General features: G+C 71.1%; 20 protein-coding genes and 3 tRNA genes. 9 read left to right on the top strand and 14 right to left on the bottom strand.

Annotation, left to right across the window (positions count from 1 at the left end):
- Nucleotides 1–208 precede the first annotated feature (208 nt).
- Together B042_RS0104560 and B042_RS0104565 are read right to left on the bottom strand one after the other, a co-directional pair.
- The gene (locus B042_RS0104560) at nt 209–1,789 is read right to left on the bottom strand and encodes a VWA domain-containing protein (RefSeq protein WP_028647259.1); all 1,581 of its coding nucleotides are present in this window, start codon (nt 1,787–1,789) and stop codon (nt 209–211) included.
- A complete protein-coding gene (locus tag B042_RS0104565; protein ID WP_028647260.1) occupies nt 1,786–2,946 on the bottom strand; it encodes a hypothetical protein in 1,161 nt (386 codons plus the stop codon). The genes B042_RS0104560 and B042_RS0104565 overlap by 4 nt, the downstream gene beginning before the upstream one ends.
- A gap of 158 nt (nt 2,947–3,104) precedes the next feature.
- Here B042_RS0104565 and dnaG point away from each other — a divergent pair, with 158 nt between their 5' ends.
- From dnaG to B042_RS0104585, 4 genes are all read left to right on the top strand, one after another.
- Nucleotides 3,105–4,979: a DNA primase gene (dnaG, locus tag B042_RS0104570; protein WP_028647261.1), complete on the top strand. Its 1,875-nt coding sequence runs from the start codon at nt 3,105–3,107 to the stop codon at nt 4,977–4,979.
- 110 nt (nt 4,980–5,089) lie between these two features.
- Nucleotides 5,090–6,172, top strand: coding sequence for an RNA polymerase sigma factor RpoD (gene rpoD, locus B042_RS0104575; protein WP_028647262.1), 1,083 nt, complete (start codon nt 5,090–5,092; stop codon nt 6,170–6,172).
- A gap of 21 nt (nt 6,173–6,193) precedes the next feature.
- On the top strand, nt 6,194–7,519 hold the full coding sequence (locus B042_RS0104580) for a glycoside hydrolase family 18 protein (protein WP_231493813.1): 1,326 nt from the start codon (nt 6,194–6,196) through the stop codon (nt 7,517–7,519).
- 102 nt (nt 7,520–7,621) lie between these two features.
- Entirely contained in the window at nt 7,622–10,522 is a 2,901-nt protein-coding gene (locus B042_RS0104585) for an FAD-binding and (Fe-S)-binding domain-containing protein (protein WP_028647264.1), read from the top strand.
- Here the strand turns inward: B042_RS0104585 and B042_RS0104590 are convergent.
- A complete protein-coding gene (locus B042_RS0104590) occupies nt 10,519–11,025 on the bottom strand; it encodes a hypothetical protein (RefSeq protein WP_028647265.1) in 507 nt (168 codons plus the stop codon). The genes B042_RS0104585 and B042_RS0104590 overlap by 4 nt on opposite strands.
- Entirely contained in the window at nt 11,025–11,354 is a 330-nt protein-coding gene (locus tag B042_RS0104595; RefSeq protein WP_028647266.1) for a hypothetical protein, read from the bottom strand. The genes B042_RS0104590 and B042_RS0104595 overlap by 1 nt, the downstream gene beginning before the upstream one ends.
- A gap of 161 nt (nt 11,355–11,515) precedes the next feature.
- Here B042_RS0104595 and B042_RS0104600 point away from each other — a divergent pair.
- Together B042_RS0104600 and B042_RS0104605 are read left to right on the top strand one after the other, a co-directional pair.
- Nucleotides 11,516–11,588 (top strand) — tRNA-Asn (locus B042_RS0104600).
- A 321-nt stretch (nt 11,589–11,909) separates the two neighbouring features.
- Nucleotides 11,910–11,982 (top strand) — tRNA-Asn (locus tag B042_RS0104605).
- A gap of 142 nt (nt 11,983–12,124) precedes the next feature.
- Here the strand turns inward: B042_RS0104605 and B042_RS0104610 are convergent.
- Nucleotides 12,125–13,000 carry an SAM-dependent methyltransferase gene (locus B042_RS0104610; protein ID WP_028647267.1) on the bottom strand — a complete coding sequence of 292 codons (876 nt, stop codon included), beginning with the start codon at nt 12,998–13,000 and terminating at the stop codon, nt 12,125–12,127.
- Nucleotides 13,001–13,657: 657 nt separating this feature from the next.
- On the opposite strand from B042_RS0104610, the gene B042_RS0104615 reads away from it, so the two are divergent.
- Entirely contained in the window at nt 13,658–14,362 is a 705-nt protein-coding gene (locus tag B042_RS0104615; protein ID WP_028647268.1) for a dihydrofolate reductase family protein, read from the top strand.
- The gene (locus tag B042_RS0104620) at nt 14,359–14,835 is read left to right on the top strand and encodes a deaminase (RefSeq protein ID WP_028647269.1); all 477 of its coding nucleotides are present in this window, start codon (nt 14,359–14,361) and stop codon (nt 14,833–14,835) included. The genes B042_RS0104615 and B042_RS0104620 overlap by 4 nt, the downstream gene beginning before the upstream one ends.
- Here B042_RS0104620 and B042_RS0104625 read toward each other — a convergent pair.
- Entirely contained in the window at nt 14,832–17,342 is a 2,511-nt protein-coding gene (locus B042_RS0104625) for an RNA helicase (RefSeq protein WP_028647270.1), read from the bottom strand. The two genes, B042_RS0104620 and B042_RS0104625, sit on opposite strands and share 4 nt — an antisense overlap.
- A 268-nt stretch (nt 17,343–17,610) precedes the next feature.
- A complete protein-coding gene (locus B042_RS0104630; RefSeq protein WP_028647271.1) occupies nt 17,611–18,603 on the bottom strand; it encodes a malate dehydrogenase in 993 nt (330 codons plus the stop codon).
- Nucleotides 18,604–18,866: 263 nt separating this feature from the next.
- On the opposite strand from B042_RS0104630, the gene B042_RS0104635 reads away from it, so the two are divergent.
- A tRNA-Ile gene (locus tag B042_RS0104635) sits at nt 18,867–18,940 on the top strand.
- A 130-nt stretch (nt 18,941–19,070) separates the two neighbouring features.
- On the opposite strand, the gene B042_RS0104640 is transcribed toward B042_RS0104635, so the two are convergent.
- From B042_RS0104640 to B042_RS26845, 7 genes are all read right to left on the bottom strand, one after another.
- Entirely contained in the window at nt 19,071–20,525 is a 1,455-nt protein-coding gene (locus B042_RS0104640; protein ID WP_028647272.1) for a tyrosine-type recombinase/integrase, read from the bottom strand.
- A complete protein-coding gene (locus B042_RS0104645) occupies nt 20,525–20,740 on the bottom strand; it encodes an AlpA family transcriptional regulator (protein ID WP_028647273.1) in 216 nt (71 codons plus the stop codon). Before B042_RS0104645 ends, B042_RS0104640 begins: the two co-directional genes overlap by 1 nt.
- Nucleotides 20,737–20,922, bottom strand: coding sequence for a hypothetical protein (locus tag B042_RS0104650; RefSeq protein WP_028647274.1), 186 nt, complete (start codon nt 20,920–20,922; stop codon nt 20,737–20,739). Before B042_RS0104650 ends, B042_RS0104645 begins: the two co-directional genes overlap by 4 nt.
- 59 nt (nt 20,923–20,981) lie before the next feature.
- Nucleotides 20,982–22,745: a hypothetical protein gene (locus tag B042_RS0104655; protein WP_028647275.1), complete on the bottom strand. Its 1,764-nt coding sequence runs from the start codon at nt 22,743–22,745 to the stop codon at nt 20,982–20,984.
- Complete coding sequence (locus B042_RS0104660; RefSeq protein ID WP_028647276.1) at nt 22,746–23,720, bottom strand: bifunctional DNA primase/polymerase; 975 nt, start codon at nt 23,718–23,720, stop codon at nt 22,746–22,748.
- Between the two features lie 169 nt (nt 23,721–23,889).
- Nucleotides 23,890–24,186: a WhiB family transcriptional regulator gene (locus B042_RS0104665; RefSeq protein WP_051415469.1), complete on the bottom strand. Its 297-nt coding sequence runs from the start codon at nt 24,184–24,186 to the stop codon at nt 23,890–23,892.
- 9 nt (nt 24,187–24,195) lie between these two features.
- Entirely contained in the window at nt 24,196–24,321 is a 126-nt protein-coding gene (locus B042_RS26845; protein ID WP_255342289.1) for a hypothetical protein, read from the bottom strand.
- Between the last annotated feature and the right edge of the window lie 341 nt (nt 24,322–24,662).

Here is a 24,662-nt window from a genome sequence, read left to right on the forward strand (position 1 = left end):
TGGGGGCCCACGTGCTGCCCGGGGCCCTCGCCCCGGCCGGAGCGGTGGCGGGAGGCCCGTCCGACCGGGCCGCACGCCAGCGGCCACGACCTGCTGCGGGGCCTCTGGCGGGAGCGGTGACCGCCGCGGGCACCGCCCTGGCCGCAGGGGTGCCGTGGTGGCACGCCGGACGGATGCTCCGGCGCGGGGACGCGCCGGAGCACACCGGTCACTGGTAGCCGCGGATCTCCCGGAAGACCTGCTCCAACTCCTGCTCGCGCGCGTCGAAGACCCGACCGCCCGTCATCTCCGCCAGGTCCTCCATCTCGCCCACGTGGGACTCCCCGAACAGCACGGTGAACACCGGGGCGGCGGCCACCTCCCGCGGCAGCCCCTCCCGGAAGGCGCGGAACTCCTCCAGGGTGGAGCCCAGGTTCACCTCTCCGTCGGTCATCAGCACCACCGACCTCAGGTGGCCGTCGTCGGGCGCCCGGTCCAGGAGCGTGTACGCGCCCCGCAGCGCGTCGTAGGCCGCGGTGTCCCCGTCCGCCTCCAGCGAGCGCACCTCCTCCACCAGGTCCGCGAGCACCGACTCGGTCTCTCCCGGCTCCATCACGAACGTGCTCGGCTCGTGCGCCGTGGTGGAGAACGGCAGCAGGGTCACCTCCTCCCGCTCCTGGAAGGCCTGGGTCCGCTCGGTGAGCGAGCCGCCGTCGGCGCCCGTCAGCGCCTCCAGCGCCGACTTCAGGTCCTCCAGCCGCTTGCCCTCCATCGAACCCGACGCGTCCAGCACGTATACCGTGCGGGCCGGCCGCCGCAGTTCGCTGACGTACTCGGCGACCAGGCCGTCGACCACGTCGAGCCGTGCGGGGAAGGGCAGTTCCACCAGCGGCGGCACGTCGACGGACAGAGCGGCCTCCGGGGAGGCCGGGCGGCGCAGGGTGTCGTCGGCGATCCGCCGCTGGGTCTCCTCCGACAACAGGTCCCCGACCAGCCGGCCGTAGGCCGACCGCACCTCCTCGGAGGGGTCCGCCAGCAGCGTCAGCGGGTAGTTCGCGGTGACCGCGCCGTCCGCCGGGTGGACGAGCGTGAGCGGCTCCTCCAGCACACCGGCCCCGTTCATCGACAGCAGCACGGACTCGTAGTTGATCATCGCGTCCACCGGGCGGCCCTCGCGGGCGCGGCGCTCGAAGGCGTCGGCGAGCCACCCCGAGGAACCGGAGAAGACCTCCTGGCCCTGGAAGAACTCCACGAGCTCGGGCCGGACCCGTTCCACGTCCCCACTCTCCAGGGCCGCGCCGGTGTCGGCCAGCGCCGAGGCCACCCCGATCAGGGCGGAGAACCCGGAGTTGGAGGCGCCCGGGTTGGTCATGCCGTAGGTGAGGTCCTCCTCCTGGACCGCCTCGGCCACGTCGGACCAGGTCACCTCGGTCCCGTCGGACCAGCCCAGTTCGCGGGCGCGCGACTGGGCCACGCCCAGGATCACGGGGGAGACCATGACCGGGGTCTCGGTGTCCACGGCGTCGCGTCCGCCCGGGTGCAGGTGCAGGTACCGGTTGGAGGCGAACCACACCGCGTCGTAGGTTCCGGTATCGCCCGCGGCGACCCGGTCCAGGCCGTCCAGGGTGCCGCTGTAGTCCAGCTCCACCGTCACGCCGGTGCGTTCGCCGACCTCCTCCAGCAGGGGTTCCAGGTCGGCGATCTCGCTCCCGGCCAGGACGCGGAGGGTGTTGGAGAACGGGGCGGGGACCGAGCAGCCCGCCGCTGTGAGGGCGAGCGCCAGCGTCGCGGCTCCAAGGGCGCGGCTCATGCCTCGCCACCCCCCGCCGCGCCGCCGGTATCGGCCTCGTCGCGTGCCGGGGGCAGTCCGTTGGCTCCGTAGGCGTCCTCGATGCTGGTCAGCAGTGCCTCCAGTGCCTCGTAGGTCGGCGGGTGGACGACGTCGGTGATCCGGCCGCGGACCGACAGGTCGTTCGTCCGCACCAGTGCGCCGAAGACGTCGGCGCTGGCCGTGCGGAACCCGTGGGCCGCGGCGAGCTCCTGGAGTTCGGTGTCCTCCGCCAACAGGTGGCCGACGGCGTTGCCGGGTGCGGAGAAGGCGACGACGGCGTGCTCGGAGTGCACGGTCGGGGTGGGGTAGAGGACCCGCGCGTCACCGTCCAGGGCCGGGCCGTCCAGCATGGCGTGCACGTACTGGGCCTCGTACACCCACACCAGCGGGGTGTGTCCGGCCCCGAGGTCGCGGAACTGCTCGAAGGGCTGCTGTGAGGACTCGGGCGGCTGCCCCTGGGCGAGGAAGAGCCGGGAGACGCGCTCGACCATCCCGGGGTCCGGGGAGCCCGGTCGCAGCACCTCCTCGTCGTTGAGCAGGTAGGAGAGCACCACCGCGTACATCGCCGCGGAGTTGGACGTGCGCGGGTCCGTGGTGCGCACCAGGACCTCCTGGCGGTTGCCGGAGCTGACGGAGTCGCCGGGCAGGTCGCGCCAGCGGGTCCGCTCCTCGGTCAGGTCCAGGTAGGCCTGCATGTCGAAGGACCACGTCCCGTCCTCGGCCACCCGGGTGACCCCGGCCGGCTCCAGGGCCTCCACCATGGACTCGTAGCCGAGCAGCACCATGGGTGTGCTGAAGGGCTGGTAGACGGTGGCACCCTCGTTGAGCTCCTCGGCCCGCTGGGCCAGGTGCCGGGAGCCGGGGGAGACGAAGTCGGCCCCCTCCGCGTCCTCCGCCAGGACACGCGACCCGCGTGCGCGCACGGTCACCTCGTAGCCCAGTTCGGCGAACCGGGCGCGGACGCGCTCGTCCTCGAAGTAGGCGACCTTCTCCGAGCCGACGATTCCGGTGACCGCGGTCAGCTCACGGGGCCACAGGACGATCCCGACCACGACGATCAGCGCCGCGGCGAGTGCTCCTGCGGCGGCGGCGGTCCAGGGGGTTCTCCGGCCGGTGCTGCGGGATGGGCCAGACACTGTTTCGGTCCTCCTCGGACAGGGGGGTGCGCCCGAGATTTCCACATTTCGTGGACTTTCATCTGACACTCTGGTAGTGCCAGAGTGGACGGGAACCGAACGCGGCGGACTCCGGGGGCAGGGACGAACGGTCGCTACGGAGAACTAGGCTGAGGTCCGTGGCAGGACGGATCAGGGACGAAGACATCGCACTGGTGCGCGAGCGCGCACCCATCGCGGACGTGGTCGGCGAGTACCTTCAGCTGCGCAACGCGGGAGGGGGCTCGCTCAAGGGGCTGTGCCCCTTCCACGACGAGAAGTCTCCCTCCTTCAATGTCACCCCGTCGAAAAATTTGTGGTACTGCTTCGGCTGCGCTGAAGGCGGTGACGTCATCTCCTTCGTGCAGCGGATCGATAGTCTCAGCTTCGCCGAAGCCGTCGAATCGCTCGCCCGCCAGGCCGGTGTCACCCTCCGCTACGAGGAGGGCGGCCGCAGCACGCGGCGGGATGAGGGCAGGCGCCAGCGCCTCCTGGAGGCGCACCGGGCCGCCGCGGAGTTCTACGCCGGGGCGCTGCTGTCCCCCGAGGCGGTCGCCGCGCGCCGCTTCCTCACCGACCGGGGCTTCGACCGCTCCCACGCCGAACGCTTCGGCCTGGGCTTCGCCCCCGCCGGATGGGAGAACCTCACCGCGCACCTGCGGCGCAAGGGCTTCACCGACCAGGAACTCATCGACGGCGGGCTGGCCAGCCAGGGCCGCCGGGGCGCCTACGACCGCTTCCGCAACCGGTTGCTGTGGCCGGTGCGCGAGGTCACCGGCGAGGTCGTGGGGTTCGGCGCCCGCAAGCTCGACCCGGACGAGGACGGACCCAAGTACCTCAACTCCCCCGAGAGCCCCATCTTCCACAAGGGACGGCTGCTGTACGGGCTCGACCTGGCCAAACGCGACATCTCCCAGAAGAGCGAGGCGGTGGTCGTCGAGGGCTACACCGACGTCATGGCCTGCCACGACGCCGGGGTCACCACAGCCGTGGCCACCTGCGGCACCTCCTTCGGCGAGGACCACGTGAAGATCCTGCGCCGCATGCTGCTGGGCAGGAGCAACCAGGGCGGCCGCGTGGTCTTCACCTTCGACGGCGACAAGGCCGGACAGAAGGCGGCCGTGCGGGCCTTCGCCGAGGAGCACGGCTTCACCTCCGAGACCTACGTCGCCGTACAGGCCGACGGGCTCGACCCCTGTGACCTGCGCTTCCAGCACGGCCCCCAGGCCGTGGCCGACCTCGTCGACGGTGCCGTCCGGCTGTACGAGTTCATGATCCGCAACGTCATGGAGGGCTACGACCTCGCCTCCCCGGAGGGGAGGATGGCCGCCCTGGACGCCGCCGCGCCCATCGTCGCGAGCATCCGGGACGAGGGCGTGCGCCGCAACTACGGCGCCAGCCTGGACCGCTGGATCGGGACCATGGACGAGGCCTTCGTCCAGCGCCGCGTCGCCCAGCACATGCGTTCGAACACACGTGGGGGCGGATCTCCGCGAACCGGCAACCACCCCGTGCCCACCCCGGACGCGGGGGAGGCCCCCTACGACCTGCGCGACCCGTCGGTGCGGCGCGAGCGCCAGGCCCTCAAGATCGCTCTCCAACACCCCGGTCTGGCCGCCGCGTTCGACGCCTTCACCGAGGAGGACTTCACCGTCGCCCAGCACCGGGCGGTGCGCGCGCTCATCGCCGAACGCGGAGGGGTGGCCGCCGCCCACGACCCCCAGGTGTGGCTGAACGGGCTCCGCGAGGCCGCGCCCAGTGAGGCCCAGCGCGATTTCCTCACCCGGTTGGCCGTGGAACCGATCGAGTTCCATGGAGAACTCGACGGACATTACGCCATGCAAATGCTGGGCACAATAAGAACCCATTCCATCAATCGTCGAGAGTCAAACCTCAAGTCCGAACTCTCTCGACTCGAAGGTACTTCCCAGATGGAGGAACAGCGGAGCGTATTTACCGAACTCATGGCGCTTCAACAGCAGAAACGTGCTCTCCAAGAGTCCCTGAGGGGATGAATGTAGCACCGGGGTGACAATAATAAGTCTCCCTCCGAAGGCACCCTCAAGTGCACAATGGAGGGGTGTCTCCCACAGCTGCGAGCAATGTCGTTCCTCCAGTGCGGCACCTGGTCGGCCTCCTTCCGGGCGCGGAGCGGTCGGCGGTCGGCCGGGGCGAGGTCGCCTCGGCGCTGGAGCGTTTGGGCGCGCACCCCGGCACCCTGGACCAGGCGGTGGCCGGCCTCGTCCGGGCCGGGGTACCCGTCGGCGACACCGACGGTGACCAGGACCCCCAGGAGGGCAGACGCTCGGGAGCGGACCTGGTCCGCCTCTACCTCAGCGAGATCGGCCGGGTACCGCTGCTCAGCGCCGAGCAGGAGGTGGACCTGGCCAAGCGCGTCGAGGCCGGCCTGTACGCCCGGCACCGGACCCCCGACGACGGGGTGTGCACGGCCGAGGAACTCGCGGAACTGGCGGAGGCGGGCCTGCGCGCCAAGGCGCGCCTCATCGAGTCCAACCTCCGCCTGGTGGTCTCCATCGCCAAACGCTACCTGGGCCGGGGCATCCTCTTCCTCGACCTCGTCCAGGAGGGCAATCTCGGCCTGATCCGCGCGGTGGAGAAGTTCGACTACGCCCGGGGGTTCAAATTCTCCACCTACGCCACCTGGTGGATACGCCAGGCCATCACCCGGGCCATCGCCGACCAGGCGCGGACGATCAGGGTTCCCGTGCACATGGTGGAGGCGATCAACAAGGTCCTGAAAGCGCAGCACCGGCTCCACCAGAAACTGGGCCGTGAACCCAGCCTCGCCGAGATATCCGCCGCCGTGGGCCTGTGCGGGGAGCGCGTGCTAGAGATCCAGCGGGTCGCCCGCGACCCGGTCTCCCTCCAGACCCCGGTCGGGGAGGAAGAGTCCGACTTCGGCGACTTCATCGAGGACCGCGACGCGGTGGCCCCCGTGGAAGCGGCCTCCTTCACCCTCCTCCAGGAGCGGCTGCACGCCATCCTGGGGGGCCTGTCCGAACGGGAGCGGCGCATCATCGGACTGCGCTTCGGCCTGGCCGACGGCCGCACCCGCACCCTGGAGGAGGTCGGACGGGAGTTCGGGGTCACCCGGGAGCGCATCCGCCAGATCGAGGCCAAGACCCTGACCAAGCTGCGCCACCCCTCACGGGCCGGAACCCTGCGGGACTATCTGACGCACGGCTGACCCGTCCCCTACGGTCGGAGTGTGACGCGCCCTTCCCTCCCCGAGGCCGGTTCCGGCCCACTCGCGAAGCGCACCCTGACCGTCCTCGGCGCCCTCGCGGGTGCCGGCCTGCTGATCGGCGGACTCCTCGTGCTCCTGCCCGCACGCCCACCCGAACGCATCGCCTACTTCGCCGACTGGAACGTGGCGGGCCGCGGCTTCACCGTCGCCGACCTGGAGCGCAGCGGCGCCCCCGAACGCCTCACCCGCCTGATCTGGGCCTTCGGGGACGTCGGCGAGGACGGCCTGTGCCGTGTCCCCGCGCACGACCCCTACCAGGCGTGGGAGCTCTACCAGCGCCGGTATGCCGCCGGGGAGAGCGTCGACGGCGAGGCCGACACCTACGGCCAGGAACTCGCCGGAAGCCTCAACCAGCTCCGCAAGCTCCGCGAGAGGTACCCGGACCTGGACGTCAGCCTCTCCCTTGGCGGATGGAACCTGTCCGCCCACTTCTCCACCGCGGCCCGCACACCCGAGTCGCGGCGGGCGTTCGTGGAGTCCTGCCTGGACCTGTGGATCCGTGGCGACCTGCCTGTGGCCGGCGGAGAGCCGCAGGGCGGCGACGGCGCTGGGGCGGGCCTCTTCGACGGAATCGACATCGACTGGGAGTGGCCCGGGGGACAGGGACGCCCCGGCAACACCGTCCACCCCGACGACCCCGGCAACTTCACGCTCCTGGTCGCGGAGTTCCGCCGCCGGTTCGACGCCCTGGAGGAGGAGACGGGACGCCGTTACACGCTCTCGGTCTCCCTGCCCGGCGGGACTGACACCGGAGCGGCCTACGAGGGCCGGGTCTTCGACCTGGTGGACTTCGCCACGGTCCAGGGCTACGACTTCTCCGGCCCCTGGAGCGAGCGCACCGCCCACCACTCCAACCTGCACGCGCCCGCCTACGCACCCGGCTCCGCCAGCGTGGACCGGGCCGTCCGCCACTACCTGGACCTGGGCGCCCCGCCCGGGAAGCTCGTCGTGGGCGTGCCCGCCTTCGGCCGTGGCTGGCAGGGCGTGGACGGTGGCGGCGACGGGCGCGACCAGGTCGCGTCCGGGCCCGCCGACCACGCCTACGACGGGCCTACGATGGCCTTCTCCGATCTGGAGGACCTTGCGGGCGAGCGCTTCCTCGACGAGGACGCCGGCGCCGCCTGGGTCTACGACGGAGACCGGTGGTGGACCTACGACACCCCCGAGGTGATCGCCCTCAAGGGTGCCTACGTGCTCCGCAACGACCTGGGCGGGCTCATGGTGTGGAACCTGGACATGGACCCCGACGGCGTCCTGATCCGGGCCGTGGACGAGTCGCTGCGCTGACCCGCGCCTTCGGGGCGCCCCGCCCGGGGATCGTCGACAATCCGACGACCCCCGGGCGCGCCGGGGTTGCCACGACGGTTCCCGGGCACCACGCTGAGGGCCATGGCCCACGCGCAGCACACGACCGCCCGTCCGGTCCCCGCCGATCTCCGCCGCGACCTGCAAGCCCGGATCACGGGCACGGTCGCCTTCGACGCCGGCACCCTCGCCCTCTACACCTCCGATGCCTCCAACTACCGCCGCGTCCCGCTGGGCGTCCTCATCCCCCGCACCGTCGACGACTGTGTGGCGGCCGTGCGCACCTGCGCCGAACACGGCGTCCCGGTCGTGCCCAGGGGAGGGGGCACCTCCATCGCGGGCAACGCGATCGGCACCGGCATCGTCATCGACACCTCCCGCCACCTGCGCGCCATCGAGGCCATCGACCCCGTCGCCCGCACCGCCACCGTGCAGCCCGGCGTCATCCTGGACGACCTGCGGGCCGCCACCGCCGAGCACGGGCTGACCTTCGCGCCCGACCCCTCCACCCACAGCCGGTGCACGATCGGGGGCATGGTCGGCAACAACTCCTGCGGCTCCCACTCCGTGGCGTGGGGCACCACCGCCGACAACATCGTCTCCCTCGACGTCCTGCTCAGCGACGGCACCCGCATGACCGTCGGCTCCCGACACAGCGCCGAGGAGTACGGAGAACTGGCCCGGCGCCCCGGACGCGAGGGCGAGATCTACACCGCCCTCGCCCGGATCGTCGAGGCCCACCGCGCCGATCTGCGCACCGGCATGCCCGAATTCCGGCGCCGCGTCTCCGGCTACGCCCTGGACCGGCTGCTGCCGGAGAAGGGGCGCGACGTGGCCGCAGCGCTGGTGGGGACCGAGGGCACCTGCGTGTTCGTCCTCGGCGCCACCGTGCGCCTGGTGGAGCCGCCGCCCGCTCGGGCCCTGGCGGTCCTGGGCTACACGGACGCCGCCACTGCCGCCGACGCCGTGCCCGACCTGCTCGGCCACACGCCGCTCACCGTCGAGGGCATCAACGACCACATGGTCGCCGCCCTGGACCGCAACGCCTCCTCCACCCGCGTCCCCCTGCCCAAGGGGCGCGCCTGGCTCCTGGTGGAGATCGGCGGCCGGGACCCCGAGAGCGCCGCCGCGGCGGCCGAGCGCATGCTCTCCGGGCTGTCGGGGGCCTCCCGGCCCGAGGAGGCCGCCGTGGTCGCCGACCCTGTCCACCGGCGCGCCCTGTGGCGCATCCGCGAGGAGGGCGCCGGACTCCTCCAGCGCACCCCCGACGGGCACGACGCCTGGTCCGGCTGGGAGGACGCCGCGGTCCCCCCGGACCGCCTGGGCGACTACCTGCGCGAGTTCGACCGCCTCATGGAGCGCCACAAACGCTCCGGGGTCGTCTACGGCCACTTCGGCGACGGCTGCCTGCACGTGCGCATCGACTTCGGGCTGGAGCACGAACAGGGGCGCCGGGAGTACAGGGCCTTCATGGAGGAGGCCGCCGACCTGGCCGTCCGCCACGGCGGCTCCCTGTCGGGGGAGCACGGCGATGGCCAGGTGCGCTCCGAACTCCTCGACCGCATGTACCCGGCGTCGGTCCTGCGGGCCTTCGCCGAGTTCAAACGCGTGTGGGACCCCGAGGGGCTCATGAACCCGGGCATCATCGTCGACCCGCTGCCCCTGGACGCCGACATCCGGGCGGCCTCCGGCTCCCGGCTGCCCCTGCTGACCGAGACCGCCCTGGCCTACACCGAGGACGGCGGCGACTTCGCCCGGACCCTGCGCCGCTGCTCGGGGGTGGGCAAGTGCCGCCGCCAGAGCGGGCCCGGGGTCATGTGCCCCAGCTACCAGGTCACCCAGGAGGAGAAGCACTCCACACGGGGGCGCGCCCACCTCTTGTTCGAGATGGCCTCCGGAGAGGTGCTCACCGACGGCTGGCGCTCGGAGGAGGTGCGCGAGAGCCTGGACCTGTGCCTGTCCTGCAAGGGCTGTCTCAGCGACTGCCCGGTCAACGTGGACATGGCCTCCTACAAGGCGGAGTTCCTGCACCAGCACTACCGGGGCCGCCTCCGCCCGGCCGCGCACTACTCCATGGGATGGCTGCCCCTGTGGGCACGTCTGGCCGCCCTGGCACCGGAGGAGGCCAACCGGGCCGCCCGGCTGCCCGGGGTGTCCCGGCTTGCCAAGCGGCTCGCCGGGGTCGCCGCCCAGCGCGACCTCCCCTCGTTCGCACCCACCACGTTCACGCGGGCCTTCCGTCGGCGCGCGCGCCGGGGCGAGGCGCGCACCGACGGCCCGCAGGTGGTGCTGTGGCCGGACACCTTCGGCGACCACCTCACACCCCGCGTGCCCGCCTCGGCCGTGCGGGTCCTGGAGGACGCCGGGTTCAGCGTCGTGCTCCCCAAGGGGCAGGTGTGCTGTGGTCTCACCTGGGTGTCCACCGGACAGTTGGGCGTGGCGCGGGCGGTGATGCGCCGAGCGGTCGCCGCCCTGGCGCCGCTGGTCGAGCGGGGTCTGCCCGTGGTGGGGCTGGAGCCCAGTTGCACCGCCGCGCTCCGCCACGACCTGGTGGAACTGCTGCCCGGCGGTGAGAGCGAGCGGGTGGCCGCCTCCGTCCACACACTGGCGGGTTTCCTGCGCGCCCGGGCCCCGAAGTGGCGTCCGCGCCCCCTGGGGGCCAGGGCGCTCACCCAGGTGCACTGCCACCAGCACGCGGTGCTGGGGTTCGACGCAGACCGCGAACTGATCGAGCGGGCCGGGATCGACGGGGAGGTCCTGGACTCGGGCTGCTGCGGCCTGGCGGGCGACTTCGGCTTCACCGAGGGCCACTACGAGGTCTCCAGCGCCATCGGCGAGCGCGAACTCCTGCCGCGGGTGCGCGAGGCGGCCCCCGACACCCTGGTGATGGCCGACGGGTACAGTTGCCGCACCCAGATCGGCCAGGGCACCGGGCGCCGGGCCCTGCACCTGGCCGAGGTCCTCGCTCGGGGACTGGAGTCCTAGATGCCCATCTGTTCCCGGAGCGTGTGCAGTGTGCGCGAGACGGTGTCCGACAGCCGGGGGTCGTCGGGGTCCAGCCCCTCGCCCAGGTGTACGCGCCAGTGCGCCTCGCTGCCCTGTGGGGATCTGCGCGCCACGAGGCGGAACCCGCCGGAGGAGTCGGGCCTGGGGTAGGGGACGAACCGGTTGACCAGGATGGTGGCGGTGACGCGTTCGGCGACCGTCTCGGCCAGGCGCCGGTAGTCGACCGCGTCGGGCCCCGAACGCAGGGCAACGGTGCGTGCGCCCCCGCCCTCCTCCTGGAAGGTGAGGGCGTCGGGGGTCCAGCTGGCCTGGTCGATGTCCTGCCAGGGCACGGAGCGGCCGTCGGGCAGGTACAGGGCCCGGGTCGTGGCCACCAGCGGCGCGTCGGGGCCCGCCTGGGCGGGCGCGTGGGCGAGCACGCGCTCGCCCCGCGCCAGCCGGGCGCGGACCGCTTTGGGCACGCCGCGTCCGAACGGGGCCACTAGCGGCCCTGGACGTCGTCGGGCCGCCCGCCCGCCCCCTCCTTGGCCGTGCCCTCCTCCCAATCGACGAACTCCATTTCCTCCTCGGTGGGTCGGCGCAGGAAGTCGCGGACCGAGGAGACCGGCAGGGTGTGCACGGCCTTGTCGTAGACCGTGCGGCCGGCGTTGCCGACCTGGGCGCCGACCAGTCCGGCCGCCTCCTGCACGGCCGGGTTGTCGGCGACCTTGCGGGCGGAGCGGACGAGCTGGTCGTAGCGGGCCCTGCCCGCCTTGGCTCCCAGGACGTAACCGATGGCGAGTCCGGCTGCGAACGTGATCCGGTAGCGCATGGGCTCCCTCTCAGGCCGTGGTGGACGATGGGGTGGTCCGTGCCCCGACGTTACCCTGTCGCGACCCGCACCACACGGCTCGACACCGGGCGCAAGCACTGCTTGGGAGACGCTAGGCTAGGGGTGTCGCCGCGGCTCGTAGAGGCGCGGCGCGCGTGTGATCCCGCGTAGCTCAATCGGCAGAGCAGCCGGCTGTTAACCGGCAGGTTACTGGTTCGAGTCCAGTCGCGGGAGCCCTGGAACGGGAGCCCGGCGGTGTCGGTGGGCTCCCGTTCTTTGTTCCGCTGTTCCACGCCGCAGGGCCGTCGGCCGGGGACCCGGGTGGCGGTGCGCCGCTCCGGTCAGGAGGTCCCAGCCCGGCAGGTCCGGGGCTCCGGGCCGCGGATGCGTGGTGAGAGGGGCGGGGAAGCTCGGGGGAGGCGCCTTCTCCGAGCGGGTGATCGCCTGCTTGACCACCGCTTCCGGCGGACGCCGGGAAAGGCGTCGCGAGCAGTGTCCGGGAGACGCTAGGCTAGGGGTGTCGCCGCGGCTCGTAGAGGCGCGGCGCGCGTGTGATCCCGCGTAGCTCAATCGGCAGAGCAGCCGGCTGTTAACCGGCAGGTTACTGGTTCGAGTCCAGTCGCGGGAGCCGCAGAGCAGGGCCTCATCCTTCGGAGGGGGCCCTTTCGTCGTTGGTGGCGCGGGCCGTCCACGGCGCGGGGCGTGTTCCACACGCCCCTCTCCCGCTGTCGGGCTCCGGGCTCCAACGCGGGGGACGAGGGTGCGGCGTTTCAGATTCGGGCGAGGCCGCCGAGGATCAGCCGGCGGTTGCGTCGGGGCATCTGGTAGCAGCCCGGCACCGGGGGTGCCACGGGGAGCGTGCGCCAGCGCTGGACTTCGAGGACCCCGGGGCTGAGGATCTCCCAGCCGTTGAAGCAGGCCTCGATCTCCCGGCGTGAGCGCCACCAGCCGGAGCCGAGGTGCTCGACGAGGATCTCCTGGAGACGTGTGGCGCGCAGGGCGTCCCTGGGGAACTGCTCGGGGTCGGGGCGGCAGTAGTGGCTGAGTGCCAGGTGGCTTCCGGGGGCGAGGCCTTCGCGCAGCGCGGATATGCGCCCTGCGGGGTCCTCGTCGTCGGACACGTGCTCCACGGTCCCGCTGAGCAGGAGCCCTACCGGTCGGTCCAGGTCCAGGAACCGTTGTGTCTCCGGATCGCGCAGGACCCGTCCGGGCTCGGTGAGTCCGCCTTTGACGGTGAGGGTGTTGCCGCCGCCGCGGAGCAGCGCGCGGTGGTGCGCGAGGACCATGGGGTCGTCCGTGGCGTAGACGATCCTGCCCTCGGGGACGAGTTCGTGCGGATCGCCCGGTGCGGGCAGGCCGGCACCGAGCTGGAGGAACTGGCGGATGCCCGCTTCTTCGGCCAGGTAGCGTACGGCGCGCTGGAGGAAGGCGCGCTCGCCCAGCACGATCTCCTGGAAACCGGGGGCGGCCTGGTCGGTCCGGGTGGCGAGTTCGCGGTCTCCCTCGAAGTGGTCCTTGCCCTTGAGGTGGAACGAGCGCAGCCGCGCGATGCTGGGCTGGGCCAGGTCAACGACGGGCGGCGGTTCGGCCCGGACGTGTTTTCCCCCCGCCTGCCTCAGGAAATCGGGGGAGGTGAATCGAGACATCGCCGTCCTCTTGCCGGAAGTGGGGTCGACTCCTGGGATTGTATTCCTCATCGGTGGTGTTTGTTAACCGAGTCGGACAGACAGGTCACCGAAATGAGAGGAGAGGCTGCTTGTCGTAGCAGAGCTGATCGTGGGGTCAGTGTTCGGTAACTGAGATTTATACACCTGATGTCCTTTATGTGAGGAATCTGGGTTGTTTCACAAGGCCACAACCGGTGGGGGTGTCATGCGCACACGTGGTCCTGCAAGGGATGTCTGGCCGCCTCGGTGCCGGAGAGCGGTGCGGACAGCCGACGCGAGCCCTCGAACACGATTCGGAAACATTCACGGATCAAAAGTCCTGTCCACCACCGTTCACCCGTGGAACGCAGGTGAATGCGTTCGTCCGGAAAGCGGTGGTCGAATTTCCTTCGCGCACCCACGGCCTGCGGAAATACCCGCACCGCCATCCGCAACGGTGGCATCGACCTCCGGAGCCCGCTCCCGGGCGACCGCACGGAGCCTCCCACAGCCGATATGGAGGAGCTTTTCGTCAAGAACGCAGCGCTGAACAGTGGTGATGGACGATGGACCGTCGCCACTGCTCTTCCCGCAGGGCGACCCCGGTCTTCTCCGGCAGGCACCGAACCCCTCCCACACACCGTTTAGCCTGGAACCATGCACCGCCCCCACACCATCCTGAGCTGCGCCGTTTCGCTCGACGGGCGTATCGACGACACGGGTCCCGAACGGCTCCGGCTGTCCAACGACGCCGACTTCGCGGAGATCGACGAACTGCGGGCCACCTGTGACGCGATCCTGGTGGGTGCGGGCACTCTTCGGGCCGACGACCCCAGGCTCCTGGTGCGCTCCCCTGCCCTGCGCGAGCGCCGCCGAGCCCAGGGGCGCACGGAACACCTGCTCAAGGCGGTGGTCACACGTACAGGCGACGTCGACCCCGCCGCCCGCCTCTTCTCCACCGGGGACGCCGGAGCCGTCGTCTACTCCAGCCGCGCCGGGGCCGAGACCGCACGTCGACGCCTCGCCGACCTGCCCTCGCCCCATCCCCCAGCCGAGGCCGTCGACGCGGGCGACCCGCCCACGGCCACGGCGATCCTCGCCGACCTCGCCGAGCGGGGGGTACGGCGGCTCCTGGTGGAGGGCGGCGGGCACATCCACACCCTCTTCCTCACCTCGGGGCTGGTCGACGAGCTGAGAGTGGCCGTCGCCCCGTTCTTCGTGGGACAGCAGGACGCCCCGCGGTTCGTCCTCCCCGGCTCCTACCCGCACGATCCCGCAGCCCCCATGTGTCTGCTGGAGGCCAGAGCCCTCGGCGACGTGGCCGTCCTGCGCTACCGCTTGGGCGAGGAGGACCCGGAGTGAGTGGGGGGCCGCCCCCGGAACAGGGTGAGGCGGACGCCCACTGGCTGCGGCGCGCCACCGAGCTCTCCCGCCGCTGCCCGCCCTCGGACACTGCTTTCTCCGTCGGCGCGGTCGTGGTGGCCCGCGACGGCACCGTGCTCGCCGAGGGCTACTCCCGTCGCGACCACCCCCGTGACCACGCCGAGGAGGCGGCCCTGCGGCAGGTCGACCCGGACGACCCCCGGCTCGGAGGTGCCACGGTGTACTCCTCACTGGAGCCGTGCAGCGCCCGCGCCTCCCGTCCCGTTCCCTGCGCGGAGCTCCTCCTGTCCACGCCCGTCCCGCGCGTGGTGTTTGCCTGGCGCGAGCCCGCCCTGTTCGTGGACTGCGACGGCGCCGAGCGGCTGCGCCGCGCCGGGCGCGAGGTGCTGGAGCGCCCCGACCTCGCGGAGGGCGTCCGCGAGGCCAATGCCCACCTGTTCGGGCCCGCCTAGAGTCGGTCCACGCCGGTGACGGCGAGGACCGCGCGCCCCTCCTCGTCGGAGGCCTCCAGGTCGACCTCCGCGCTGATCCCCCAGTCGTGGTCGCCCGCCGGATCGGCAATGATCTGGCGGACCCGCCACAGCCCGGTCTCCTGCTCGATGAGCAGCATCTGCGGGCCGCGCGCGTCCGGGCCGACACCGATCTCCTCGTGTTCGTCGAAGTAGGCCTCCAGGGCCTCCTCCCATTCTTCGGCGTCCCACGCGCCGTCGGCGTCGGCCAGCCTGCCCAGCTCGGCGTAGCGCCTGCGGGCGGCCAGCTCCACCCGACGGAACATCTCGTTGCGCACCAGGACCCGGAAGGCCCGCGTGTTGGCGGTGACCGGGCGGACCCGCTCCTCCGCCTCGGCCTCCCCGCCGGGGGTCTCCTGCTCCGGGTTGGTGAGCCGCTCCCACTCGTCCAGGAGGCTGGAGTCGACCTGGCGGACCAGTTCGCCGAGCCACTCCACGAGATCGTGCAGCTCCTCGGTCTTGGCGTCGTCGGGAACGGTCTGGTTGAGCGCCTTGTAGGCACTGGCCAGGTAGCGCAGCACCAGGCCCTCCGACCGCGCCAGTTCGTAGAAGCCCACGTACTCGGTGAAGGTCATCGTCCGCTCGAACATGTCCCGCGCCACCGACTTGGGCCGCAGCGGGTGGTCGCCCACCCACGGGTGCCCGCGCCGGTACACCTCGTAGGCGTGGTCGAGCAGTTCCTCCAGCGGCTTGGGGTAGTCGACCTCCTCCAGCCGCTCCATGCGCTCCTCGTACTCGATCCCGTCCATCTTCATCCGCTGGACGGCCTCCCCGCGCGCCTTGTTCAGTTGGGCGCCCAGGATCTGCCGGGGGTCGTCCAGGATGGACTCCACCACGGTCAGCACGTCCAGGGCATAGCTCGGGGACTCAGCGTCGAGCAGTTCCAGGGCGGCCAGGGCGAACGTGGACAGCGGCTGGTTGAGCGCGAAGTCGGCCTGGAGGTCCACCGTGAGCCGCGCGGTGCGGCCCTGCTCGTCGGGTTCGGGGAGTGCCTCCACGATGCCGCCGTCCAGCAGCGACCGGTAGATGGCGATGGCCTCGCTGATATGGCGGCGCTGTGACCTGCGGTCGTCGTGGTTCTCCGTGAGCAGGTGCTTCATCGCGGCGAAGCAGTTGCCGGGACGCCCGATCACGCTGAGCAGCATGGCGTTGCTCACCCGGAACCTGGACGTCAGCGGCTCGGGGTCGGCCGCGATGAGCTTCTCGAAGGCCGACCGGTCCCAGGAGACGAACCCCTCGGGGGCCTTCTTGCGTACCACCTTGCGCCGTTTCTTGGCGTCACCGCCCGCCTTGGCCAGCGCCTTCTCGTTCTCGACAACGTGCTCGGGTGCCTGCGCGACCACGTTGCCGACGGTGTCGAACCCGGCACGCCCGGCCCGCCCGGAGATCTGGTGGAACTCGCGGGCGCGCAGCCGACGCACACGGACACCGTCGTACTTGCTCAGCGCGGTGAACAGCACGGTGCGGATGGGCACGTTCACCCCCACGCCCAGGGTGTCGGTACCGCAGATGACCTTGAGCAGCCCGCGCTGGGCCAACCGCTCGACCAGGCGGCGGTACTTGGGAAGCATGCCGGCGTGGTGGACACCGATGCCGTGCCGTACGTACCGGGACAGGTTGCGGCCGAACTTCGTGGTGAAGCGGAAGGCGCCGATCTCGTCGGAAATCGCCGCCTTCTCGGCCTTGGAACACATGTTGATGCTAGTCAGCGACTGTGCGCGCTCGACCGCCTGGGCCTGGGTGAAGTGCACGATGTACACCGGTGCCTGGCCGTCGGAGAGCAACTCCTCCAAGGTCTCGTGCAGCGGCGTCACCCGGTAGTCGTAGTAGAGCGGGACGGGGCGCTCGGCGGAGGCGACCACCGCGGTGGCGCGGCCGGTGCGTCGGCGCAGGTCCTCCTCGAAACGGGAGACGTCGCCCAGCGTGGCCGACATCAGCAGGAACTGGCACTGGGGGAGTTCGAGCAGGGGCACCTGCCACGCCCACCCCCGGTCGGCCTCGCCGTAGAAGTGGAACTCGTCCATCACCACGGTGCCGATGTCGGCGCGCGCGCCCTCCGCGAGCGCGATCTGCGCCAGGACCTCGGCCGTGCAGCAGACGATGGGAGCGTCGGCGTTCACGCTCGCGTCACCGGTCATCATGCCGACGTTGTCAGTGCCGAAGATCGCGCACAGGTCGAAGAACTTCTCCGACACCAGCGCCTTGATCGGCGCCGTGTAGAACGCGCACTCGTTGCGGGACAGCGCGGCGAACAGGGCTCCGGTGGCGACCATGCTCTTCCCGGAGCCGGTCGGGGTGTTGAGGATGACGTTCGACCCGGAGACGACCTCGATGAGGGACTCCTCCTGGTGCGGATACAGCGTGAGGCCACGCTCCTCGGCCCAGGAGGCGAACGCCTCGAAGAGGGAGTCGGGATCGGGTTCGGCCGGAAGCGCATCAATGAGACTCACGCTTCCTATACTGCCTGCTTTCCCCGACCTTTCGGGACGGCCTGTGGACGGAAGAGAACGAGCCGGGCTCTCCCGGGTGAACGGGGAGAGCCCGGCTGTGCTTATGGGGCCTCCGTCAGTTGTTGCGTGGCCCGGGAGGGCCGGGTGCGGCTGATGGGGTCTTTCCTTCAGCGGCTTCCCAGGAGTGGCCGCCCGTCGCCCGCCGCCCTCAGAGGACGGCCTGCGGCGCGGTTTCTTCTCCCGGTGCCCGGGCACCCCGAGGCCGGTGCTACTTGACCAGGCCGAGCTGGCGGACGGTGTCGCGCTCCTCGGTCAGCTCCTGGACGGAGGCGTCGATGCGGGCGCGGGAGAACTCGTCGATCTCCAGGCCCTGGACGATCTCCCACGTGCCGTTCTTGGACACGACCGGGAAGGAGGAGATGAGGCCCTCGGGCACACCGTAGGAACCGTCGGAGGGGATGGCGGCGGAGGTCCAGTCGCCCTCGGGGGTGCCGTTGACCCAGTCGTAGACGTGGTCGATGGCGGCGTTGGCGGCCGAGGCGGCCGAGGAGGCGCCCCGGGCCTCGATGATCGCGGCACCGCGCTTGGCGACGGTCGGGATGAAGTCGTTCTCCAGCCAGGCCTGGTCATGCACTGCTGAGGCGGCGTTGGAGCCGTTCACCTCGGCGTGGAACACGTCCGGGTACTGGGTGGCGGAGTGGTTGCCCCAGATCGTGAGCTTCTTGATGGCGTTGATCGACACGCCGAGCTTCTTGGCGAGCTGGGTGAGCGCACGGTTGTGGTCGAGGCGGGTCATCGCGGTGAACCGCTCGGCAGGGACGTCCGGGGCGTGGTTCTGCGCGATGAGGGCGTTGGTGTTGGCCGGGTTGCCGACCACCAGGACGCGGACGTCGTCGGCGGCGCCGGCGTTGATCGCCTCGCCCTGGGGCTTGAAGATGCCGCCGTTGGCCTCGAGCAGGTCGCCGCGCTCCATCCCCTTGCCGCGCGGGCGGGCGCCGACCAGCAGGGCGACATTGGTGCCCTCGAAGCCCTGGCGGGCGTCGTCGAAGATGTCGATGCTCTCGAGAAGCGGGAAAGCGCAGTCGTCCAGCTCCATGGCCGTGCCCTCGGCGGCCTTGACCGCCTGCGGGATCTCCAGCAGTCGCAGTTTCACCGGGGTGTCGGCGCCCAGCAACTGGCCAGAGGCGATCCGGAACAGCAGCGCGTAGCCGATCTGGCCAGCGGCGCCGGTGACGGTGACGTTGACGGGTGCTTTGGACATGGCGTTGAACTCTCCTGACGACGGTGTGTGACCCGCTTGCCAGCGGGTAGGCGGCGGTGCCCGTGCCGGGCCGACAGGGATCCGGCCAGGGTGCGCGCCGCGGTTCCCCACCCTAGACCGACCGTCTTCGGGAGGCGTGACCCAGGTGCGGGGATGGCGGGCGCGTCCTGGAGGGAGAACACGCCGACCCCGGTGGGATAACGGATTTACGGTGAGGAAATGATGGGCGTATCCCTGTTAGGATGACGCGTGCCGAAGACGGCGGGCCGGTAGCTCAGTTGGTGAGAGCAGGGGACTCATAATCCCTGGGTCGCGGGTTCGAGTCCTGCCCGGCCTACCCCTCTCTAGCACGAAAAAAGCGCCGCCGACCTGCGAAGACAGGCCAGCGGCGCTCTTGCGTTCCCTACGGTTGTGTGCGGCCTTCTACGGCTGGGTCCGGGTGCTCACGGGGAATACACGTTGAAGTTTTAGAACCCCTCGAAACCGGCTGCCGCGCGTTGGCGGGCTTCCTCCTCTCGGCCGGTGAGGCACCGGGCATAGACACGAAGCAGGACGTCAACGCTGTGTCCCGCCCATTTCGCCACCTGAGCGGGGTCGATGCCCTCGTTCAGCCAGATGGAGACACAGGCGCTGCGCAGGTCATAGGGGCGCCGGGCCAGCGGGCTGGCGGACTGTTCTTCGGTGAGTACCGACCGCCGGGCTTTGTGCCAGCCCTTCGCATAGGTGCAGGTGGCCAGTTGTTGGCCGCGTTCACCGAAGAACACCAGGTTGTCCGGCCCTTTCCTCTCCCGCTGTCGGTGCTCCCAGAGAATCCGGCTCAACTGGGGGAGGCAGGGAACCGGCCGGGTCTCACCCTCGGCCCGGCCCTTGGGGGGCCTCTTGTCTCGCTGCTTGCCGCTGTCCGTCCAGCGACGTCCCACGTCAGGGGCCACTTCCCGCACGTTGATCTCGCCCCAAGCGCCGCTCGGAGCGCTCCACTCGCCCTTCTCCTCATCCCAGATGAAGGTGGGGAGCGTCACGTCCGACCAGAGCAGGTTGACAGCTTCCTCGGGGCGCAGAGCAGCGAAGTACATCACTGCGAAGAACGGCCGCAGAAGCGGACCGCTCCTGTTCTCCGAGGCCACCGCATCGAGTAGTTTCCGTGCCAGCGCCGGATCGGGCACCGAGCGTTCGTCCACGACGTTGTTCACTTTCGGTGGTGACCATTTGATGGCACCTGTCGGGTTCCGGTGGAAACTGACCGGATTTCCAGACAGATGTTGACGTTCCACGGCGAAATCCAGACAGTGTGACAAGATTCGCTTTCCCTTCACCGCGGACTTGGCTCCCAGGCTCCCGCCCCCGTTCTCCGGAAGCTTGCTCGTGACCAGCGTCAGCGTCCATCGGGCCACCGCGGGATCCTTCAGGCGCTCTACCGGCAGAGTGTGGCTCTCAAGCCATGCCAGGGTCTGCTCGATCTCCGGCGGGCGCTCTCCGTCCCGGTGCTTCTTGTTGAGGGCCCAGTTGCGCATGGCTGTTCGCACTTGGCCATCGGTGGGGCGGTCGGGAGCGCTCTCGTCCAGCAGGGCGACCGTGGCCTTCGCCAGATACTTGGCCCGGTCCAAACGGTGGCCGGCGGATGCGTTGTTCCAGTGCGTGTCGATGTAGTCGCACACGAACTCGAACCACGAGGTTTTCGGCTCCTGTGCTCCCTCCGGCTTGTCCCAGGAGACAGGCTGCCCCGTGGTGAGGTTGAACGCCTCACCACGGTTGGTGGCGGCCACCAGCTCGGAACGGAAGGAGTCGGCCATAGCGGCGGTGCTGTGCGGTTCCCGGAACTCCTGGGTGCCGACACGCCAGCGCACGGTGTGCGTGGTCTTGCGCTTGCCCTTGTAGACCTGGATCTTCTTCCAGATCCGAACGTCATAGGTCGTGTCGTCCATCAGGAGGTTTCCTCCAGGGTGGTCATGTACTGCTCGAACACCGAGCGGCGGATCCTGAGCTGGCCGTTGGGGAGCTTGGCGCACTTGGGGGCCCGCCCCTTCGCCCTCCAGTCGTTGAAGGTCGAACGCGCGATACCGAGCTCCTCGCAGAAGTCGTCGACCGTGAGCCACCCGCGCGTGCGCTGGACCGGGATCCGGGGCTTCGTCGTGCTCATTCGGGCGCGACCTCCAGGTAGACGCGGACGTGACCGGAGTCGTGGCGGCTCGGGTAGGGCCGGGACGGATTGGCCGAGGGGAGCGCGGTGGTGATGGCGTCCACGACCCGGTCGACGATCTCGGGCGGGCCGATCACCCGGACCTTGGCCAGATCCAGGCGGCGCTTGCTGCGATCGGTCATGCTGGTGGTGCCTTTCCTTCGGATTGGGTGTGTGGCCCCGGCCGGGGCTTTGGTCGGCATCAGGCCGGGGCCACTTCATGGGCGGGTTCGTACGTGCGCCGGGCGTGCTGAGCGCACGTGGTGCACACCTTCGGGTGGTCGGTGGTCTCGAACCGGCGGAACGCGGCGTGGCAGCGCACGCACGGCCCGGTCTCCGCCGGCTTGGGGTCGGGCGCATTAGAGAGTGGGGGGAACGCAGCCTCCGCAGCGCCGCCAGCCTCCGCGACCGGTGCTGAACTGGGGTTTCGTGTGGAGTCTGGGGCGGAGGCTGCGGAGGCTGAGTGCCGGTCCGCAGCCTCCGCACCCCGGTCGGGCCCCTCCGGCCGGGCTCCGTGCAGGGTGAGCGTGTAGAGCTGGCGGCGGTGCCGGTCGGCGGAGCGGCCGGCCTTCTCGAAGCCGATGCCCACCGCCCGCAGCACGGGGGCGTCCCGCTTGAGCTGGCCGCTGGCACGGGTGGCGTCCACGGGCCAGGACTTGGGCCGCGGCTCGGGCACGGCCACCTGTTCCAGGAGCTGGCTCATGGACCCGGTCCAGGAGCCGCGCTGCTCGATGAGGTCGGCCACGGCCGAGGCGAACGGTTTCGCGTCCATCAGGTCGGCGGTGCTGACCTCGGAGGCGGCCCGGTAGGTGTCCAGGGTGTCCCAGCCCTGGACGGTGTCCAGGGCGGCCAGTACCCGGGCGAAGTCGGCCATCCGGGGAAGCTCGGCCAGGTGGGTACGGGGCAGTTCGGCCAGCACCGCGCACAGCAGGTCCAGCAGTGCGCCCCGGATCCGGGGCGCCGCTTGGCTGTAGGCGGCCTTTACCTCGGCCTCGGGGCGGCGCTGGTCGGCCTTGATGGGCTGGAACTCCGCGGTGAGCATCCGCTCGGAGAGGTCGCTGGCCAGGGCTCCGGTGTCGATGGAGGTCAGCGCGATGAGGCGGCGGAAGGAGACGACGTTGACGTCGTCATCGGAGTACAGGGCCCGGTCGACCAGGGAGTCGCCGGTGACGGCCTTGCACAGGGTGTCCGACAGCCACGCCGGGATCGTGGACACGTTGTCCAGACACACCGTCCAGCTCGCGCCCGCAACGGTCGCCCACGTCTTGATGTCCTTGGGCAGGGACCGCAGCGGCGCCTGGGAGCGGTCGATGAGGTTGACCAGCATCGCCAGCGCGGTCGACTTGCCGGTGCCCTGCTCGCCCTTGCCGGCCAGGATCGGGTGGGGGAGGTCGGGGATGAGCCCGGCGACCAGCCACCCGACGATGAGGCGGAAGGTGGGCTCGTCGACGTTGAGCAGGTCCCGCAGCGCGGCCAGGCCCTGGCCGGTGCGCCCGGCCGGGGCACAGACGTCCATGGGCTGGGTGAGGCGGGTTCGGCGGAACAGGACCGGGCTGCGCTCGGTGGTGTGCCACCCCTGCCCGGTGGCGATCACGCACACCCCATCGGTGGTGCCCAGGTCCAACACGACCGCCGGTGCTCCCTCATCGGTGCGGTGCGGGGCCAGGCGCAGGTGGATGGTCTGCGGGTCCTGTTCCTTGGCACGCCCTTCCAGAACAGAGATGGCGTCGGTGAGCGCCGACTGGGAGGGTGCCGACCGGTGTTCGGCGTAGTACTGGCGGGAGAGCTGGACCCGCAGGCCGTCCTTGCGCAGGAGCGGGAACGCGACGCGGGCGCCGTTCCTGCGCACGGCGTAGGCCTTGCCGTCGTCGCCGTTGACGACGTCGACGTGGCGGTCGGCCAGCTCCACCAGGAGCGTGGCCTGGGAGGGCTTCTTCTCCTTCTCACTGTCGCTGTTCCCGCTCATCTAGGCGGCCGTCCTTCCTGGTCGTGGTGTGGTGCGGCGGGGCTCGCGCAGGCCTTTGGCCAGCCCGGAGGCGATCGTGGCGTCGATCTCGCGCGTGCTGTTGGCCTCGCCGGCGGCGTTGGCCTCCAGCGCGGCGTTGCGCAGCGCGTCGCGGATCCACCCCTGGTCGAACAGGCCTTCGCGGGCGAGTTGGCCCAGCGACGCGGCGGCGATGTAGAGGTTGGTGTTGCGTGTGCCGGGCGGGGCGCTGCGCACCTTGGCTAGCTCCCCGCGCACGGCGGCCCGCACGTAGGCGGCCCGGCGCCGGTCGCTGCGGGCGATCGTGCCGAGCGCGTCGGTGAGGGGCCCCGGAGGCCGGTTCGCGGGGGCGGTGGGCCCGCTCCGGGGGTCGGGCCTGCGCAGCAGGCGCGTGATCCATTCCGGCAGCGGTGAGGGTGCGTCGCGGTTCCATGCTTCGTAGTGGCCGGTGCCGTCGGGTTCGTCGACGAAGGAGCCGGGGCCGACGACGTAGCCGCCCCGGCTGCGGGTGTCGATCTTCCAGCCCAGCCCGTTGCCCTGGTCGCCGCTGGTGTTGCCCAGGGGCGGCCCGTCGGGGTGGGTGAAGTACAGGTGGAGGCCGCCCCGGCGGGTGGTCACGGTGAAGGTGTCCAGGGGTAGCGGCGCTCCGGCGCGCTCGGCCAGCACGGCCAGCACGTCGCGGCCGTCTTCGACGTCGGGTAGGTCCCATTCGGGTGGCGGGTTCTGGCCGGGCTTGGGCACGTCGAGGTCGACCACGAGTAGTGCGGCGGGGCCAGTGGCGATGCCGTAGTTGGCCTCGGGCCAGCGCCGCCACCAGGCGCGGATGCGTCCGGGGTCGGTGGTGGCCTGGCTCTTCCACCGCACCTGCGGTGTCTTGCGGCGGGGGGTGAGGGGGAAGACGGGCCAGCCGCGGCGGGCTGCGGCCAGGGCGTAGTCGACGGGGGCGAAGGCGTTCATGGGGGCCTCCAGGCGCTCACGAGGGACTCCTCAGATCGGGTGGTGCTGCGCAGAAGAAGGGGCGCGGGCCAGGGTCGGTGGTCTCAACAAAGGGGAAGGGGCCGGTCCCGCCGCGCTGTGACGGGACCGGCCCCTTCCCGGGGGTTGTGCTGTGTGGTTCAGGTAAACGTCAAGCCGCGTGCGGGGTGTCGGCGGAGCGGTGGCGGATCCGTCGGCGCTGGCGGGTGGTGGTTCCCGCCCACACGCCCGTCACCGGCCGCCGTGCGGCCAGCGCGGTTGCCAGGCACTGGTCAGCCACCGGGCAGGCGGCGCACCACACGCACGCCTGGTAGACGGTGTCCTCGGTCTCCTGCTCGGGGTGCCACCGGTCGGGGCGCGGCGAGTGGGCGCACAGCGCCTGTTCGATCCAGGCCAGGCCGGGCGCGGGAACGCCGGCCTCCCGCCGGCGGGGGCTGTTCGGGGTCACCGCCGCTCCTCAGTGGTTGTTGTGGGGGTAGCTGGCGGCCGGGTCGGAGGGGTCGTACCAGGTGCCGCAGCAGTCGCACCGGCGGTCGTTCAGGACCGGAGCGAGGCGGGTCCAGCGGCGGATGAGAGCGCGCATAGGATGTGGTCCTCTCTGTGATCGGAGAGAGGCGGCCCCACCCTCGCTGTCCAGGCACCGGGTGGGGCCGCCGTCGTTTCGGTGGACCGGGTGGTCCCCCGCCCCGCCCCGCCCGGCACGGGGCGGAGAGGTCCGGGCCATCACCCGGTACGGATCGTTGCAAGGCCCGCGCGCAGGGGGTCGCGCAAGGGGTGTCACAGCGGCCCGTAACCGCTGTTCAGGCACCGTTACGGGCCGCTGTCACAAGGCCGTCTCGAACCCCGTGACACGCACGCGTGACGGGGTCCGTGACAGGCCCCGTAACGGCCTTGAGACGCAGCCTGTTACGGGGCCTGTCACGG

The organism is Nocardiopsis sp. CNT312 (assembly GCF_000515115.1).
Taxonomy (GTDB): domain Bacteria; phylum Actinomycetota; class Actinomycetes; order Streptosporangiales; family Streptosporangiaceae; genus Nocardiopsis.

What these genes read in the sequence shown, in the direction of transcription:
- B042_RS0104595 (WP_028647266.1), bottom strand. Translation starts at nt 11,354, where the DNA reads ATGCGCTACCGGATCACGTTCGCAGCCGGACTCGCCATCGGTTACGTC.
- B042_RS0104585 (WP_028647264.1), top strand. Translation starts at nt 7,622, where the DNA reads ATGGCCCACGCGCAGCACACGACCGCCCGTCCGGTCCCCGCCGATCTC.
- B042_RS0104660 (WP_028647276.1), bottom strand. Translation starts at nt 23,720, where the DNA reads ATGAACGCCTTCGCCCCCGTCGACTACGCCCTGGCCGCAGCCCGCCGC.
- B042_RS0104655 (WP_028647275.1), bottom strand. Translation starts at nt 22,745, where the DNA reads ATGAGCGGGAACAGCGACAGTGAGAAGGAGAAGAAGCCCTCCCAGGCC.
- B042_RS0104610 (WP_028647267.1), bottom strand. Translation starts at nt 13,000, where the DNA reads ATGTCTCGATTCACCTCCCCCGATTTCCTGAGGCAGGCGGGGGGAAAA.
- B042_RS0104630 (WP_028647271.1), bottom strand. Translation starts at nt 18,603, where the DNA reads ATGTCCAAAGCACCCGTCAACGTCACCGTCACCGGCGCCGCTGGCCAG.
- B042_RS0104615 (WP_028647268.1), top strand. Translation starts at nt 13,658, where the DNA reads ATGCACCGCCCCCACACCATCCTGAGCTGCGCCGTTTCGCTCGACGGG.
- B042_RS0104645 (WP_028647273.1), bottom strand. Translation starts at nt 20,740, where the DNA reads ATGAGCACGACGAAGCCCCGGATCCCGGTCCAGCGCACGCGCGGGTGG.
- B042_RS26845 (WP_255342289.1), bottom strand. Translation starts at nt 24,321, where the DNA reads ATGCGCGCTCTCATCCGCCGCTGGACCCGCCTCGCTCCGGTCCTGAAC.
- B042_RS0104650 (WP_028647274.1), bottom strand. Translation starts at nt 20,922, where the DNA reads ATGACCGATCGCAGCAAGCGCCGCCTGGATCTGGCCAAGGTCCGGGTG.
- B042_RS0104560 (WP_028647259.1), bottom strand. Translation starts at nt 1,789, where the DNA reads ATGAGCCGCGCCCTTGGAGCCGCGACGCTGGCGCTCGCCCTCACAGCG.
- B042_RS0104640 (WP_028647272.1), bottom strand. Translation starts at nt 20,525, where the DNA reads ATGGACGACACGACCTATGACGTTCGGATCTGGAAGAAGATCCAGGTC.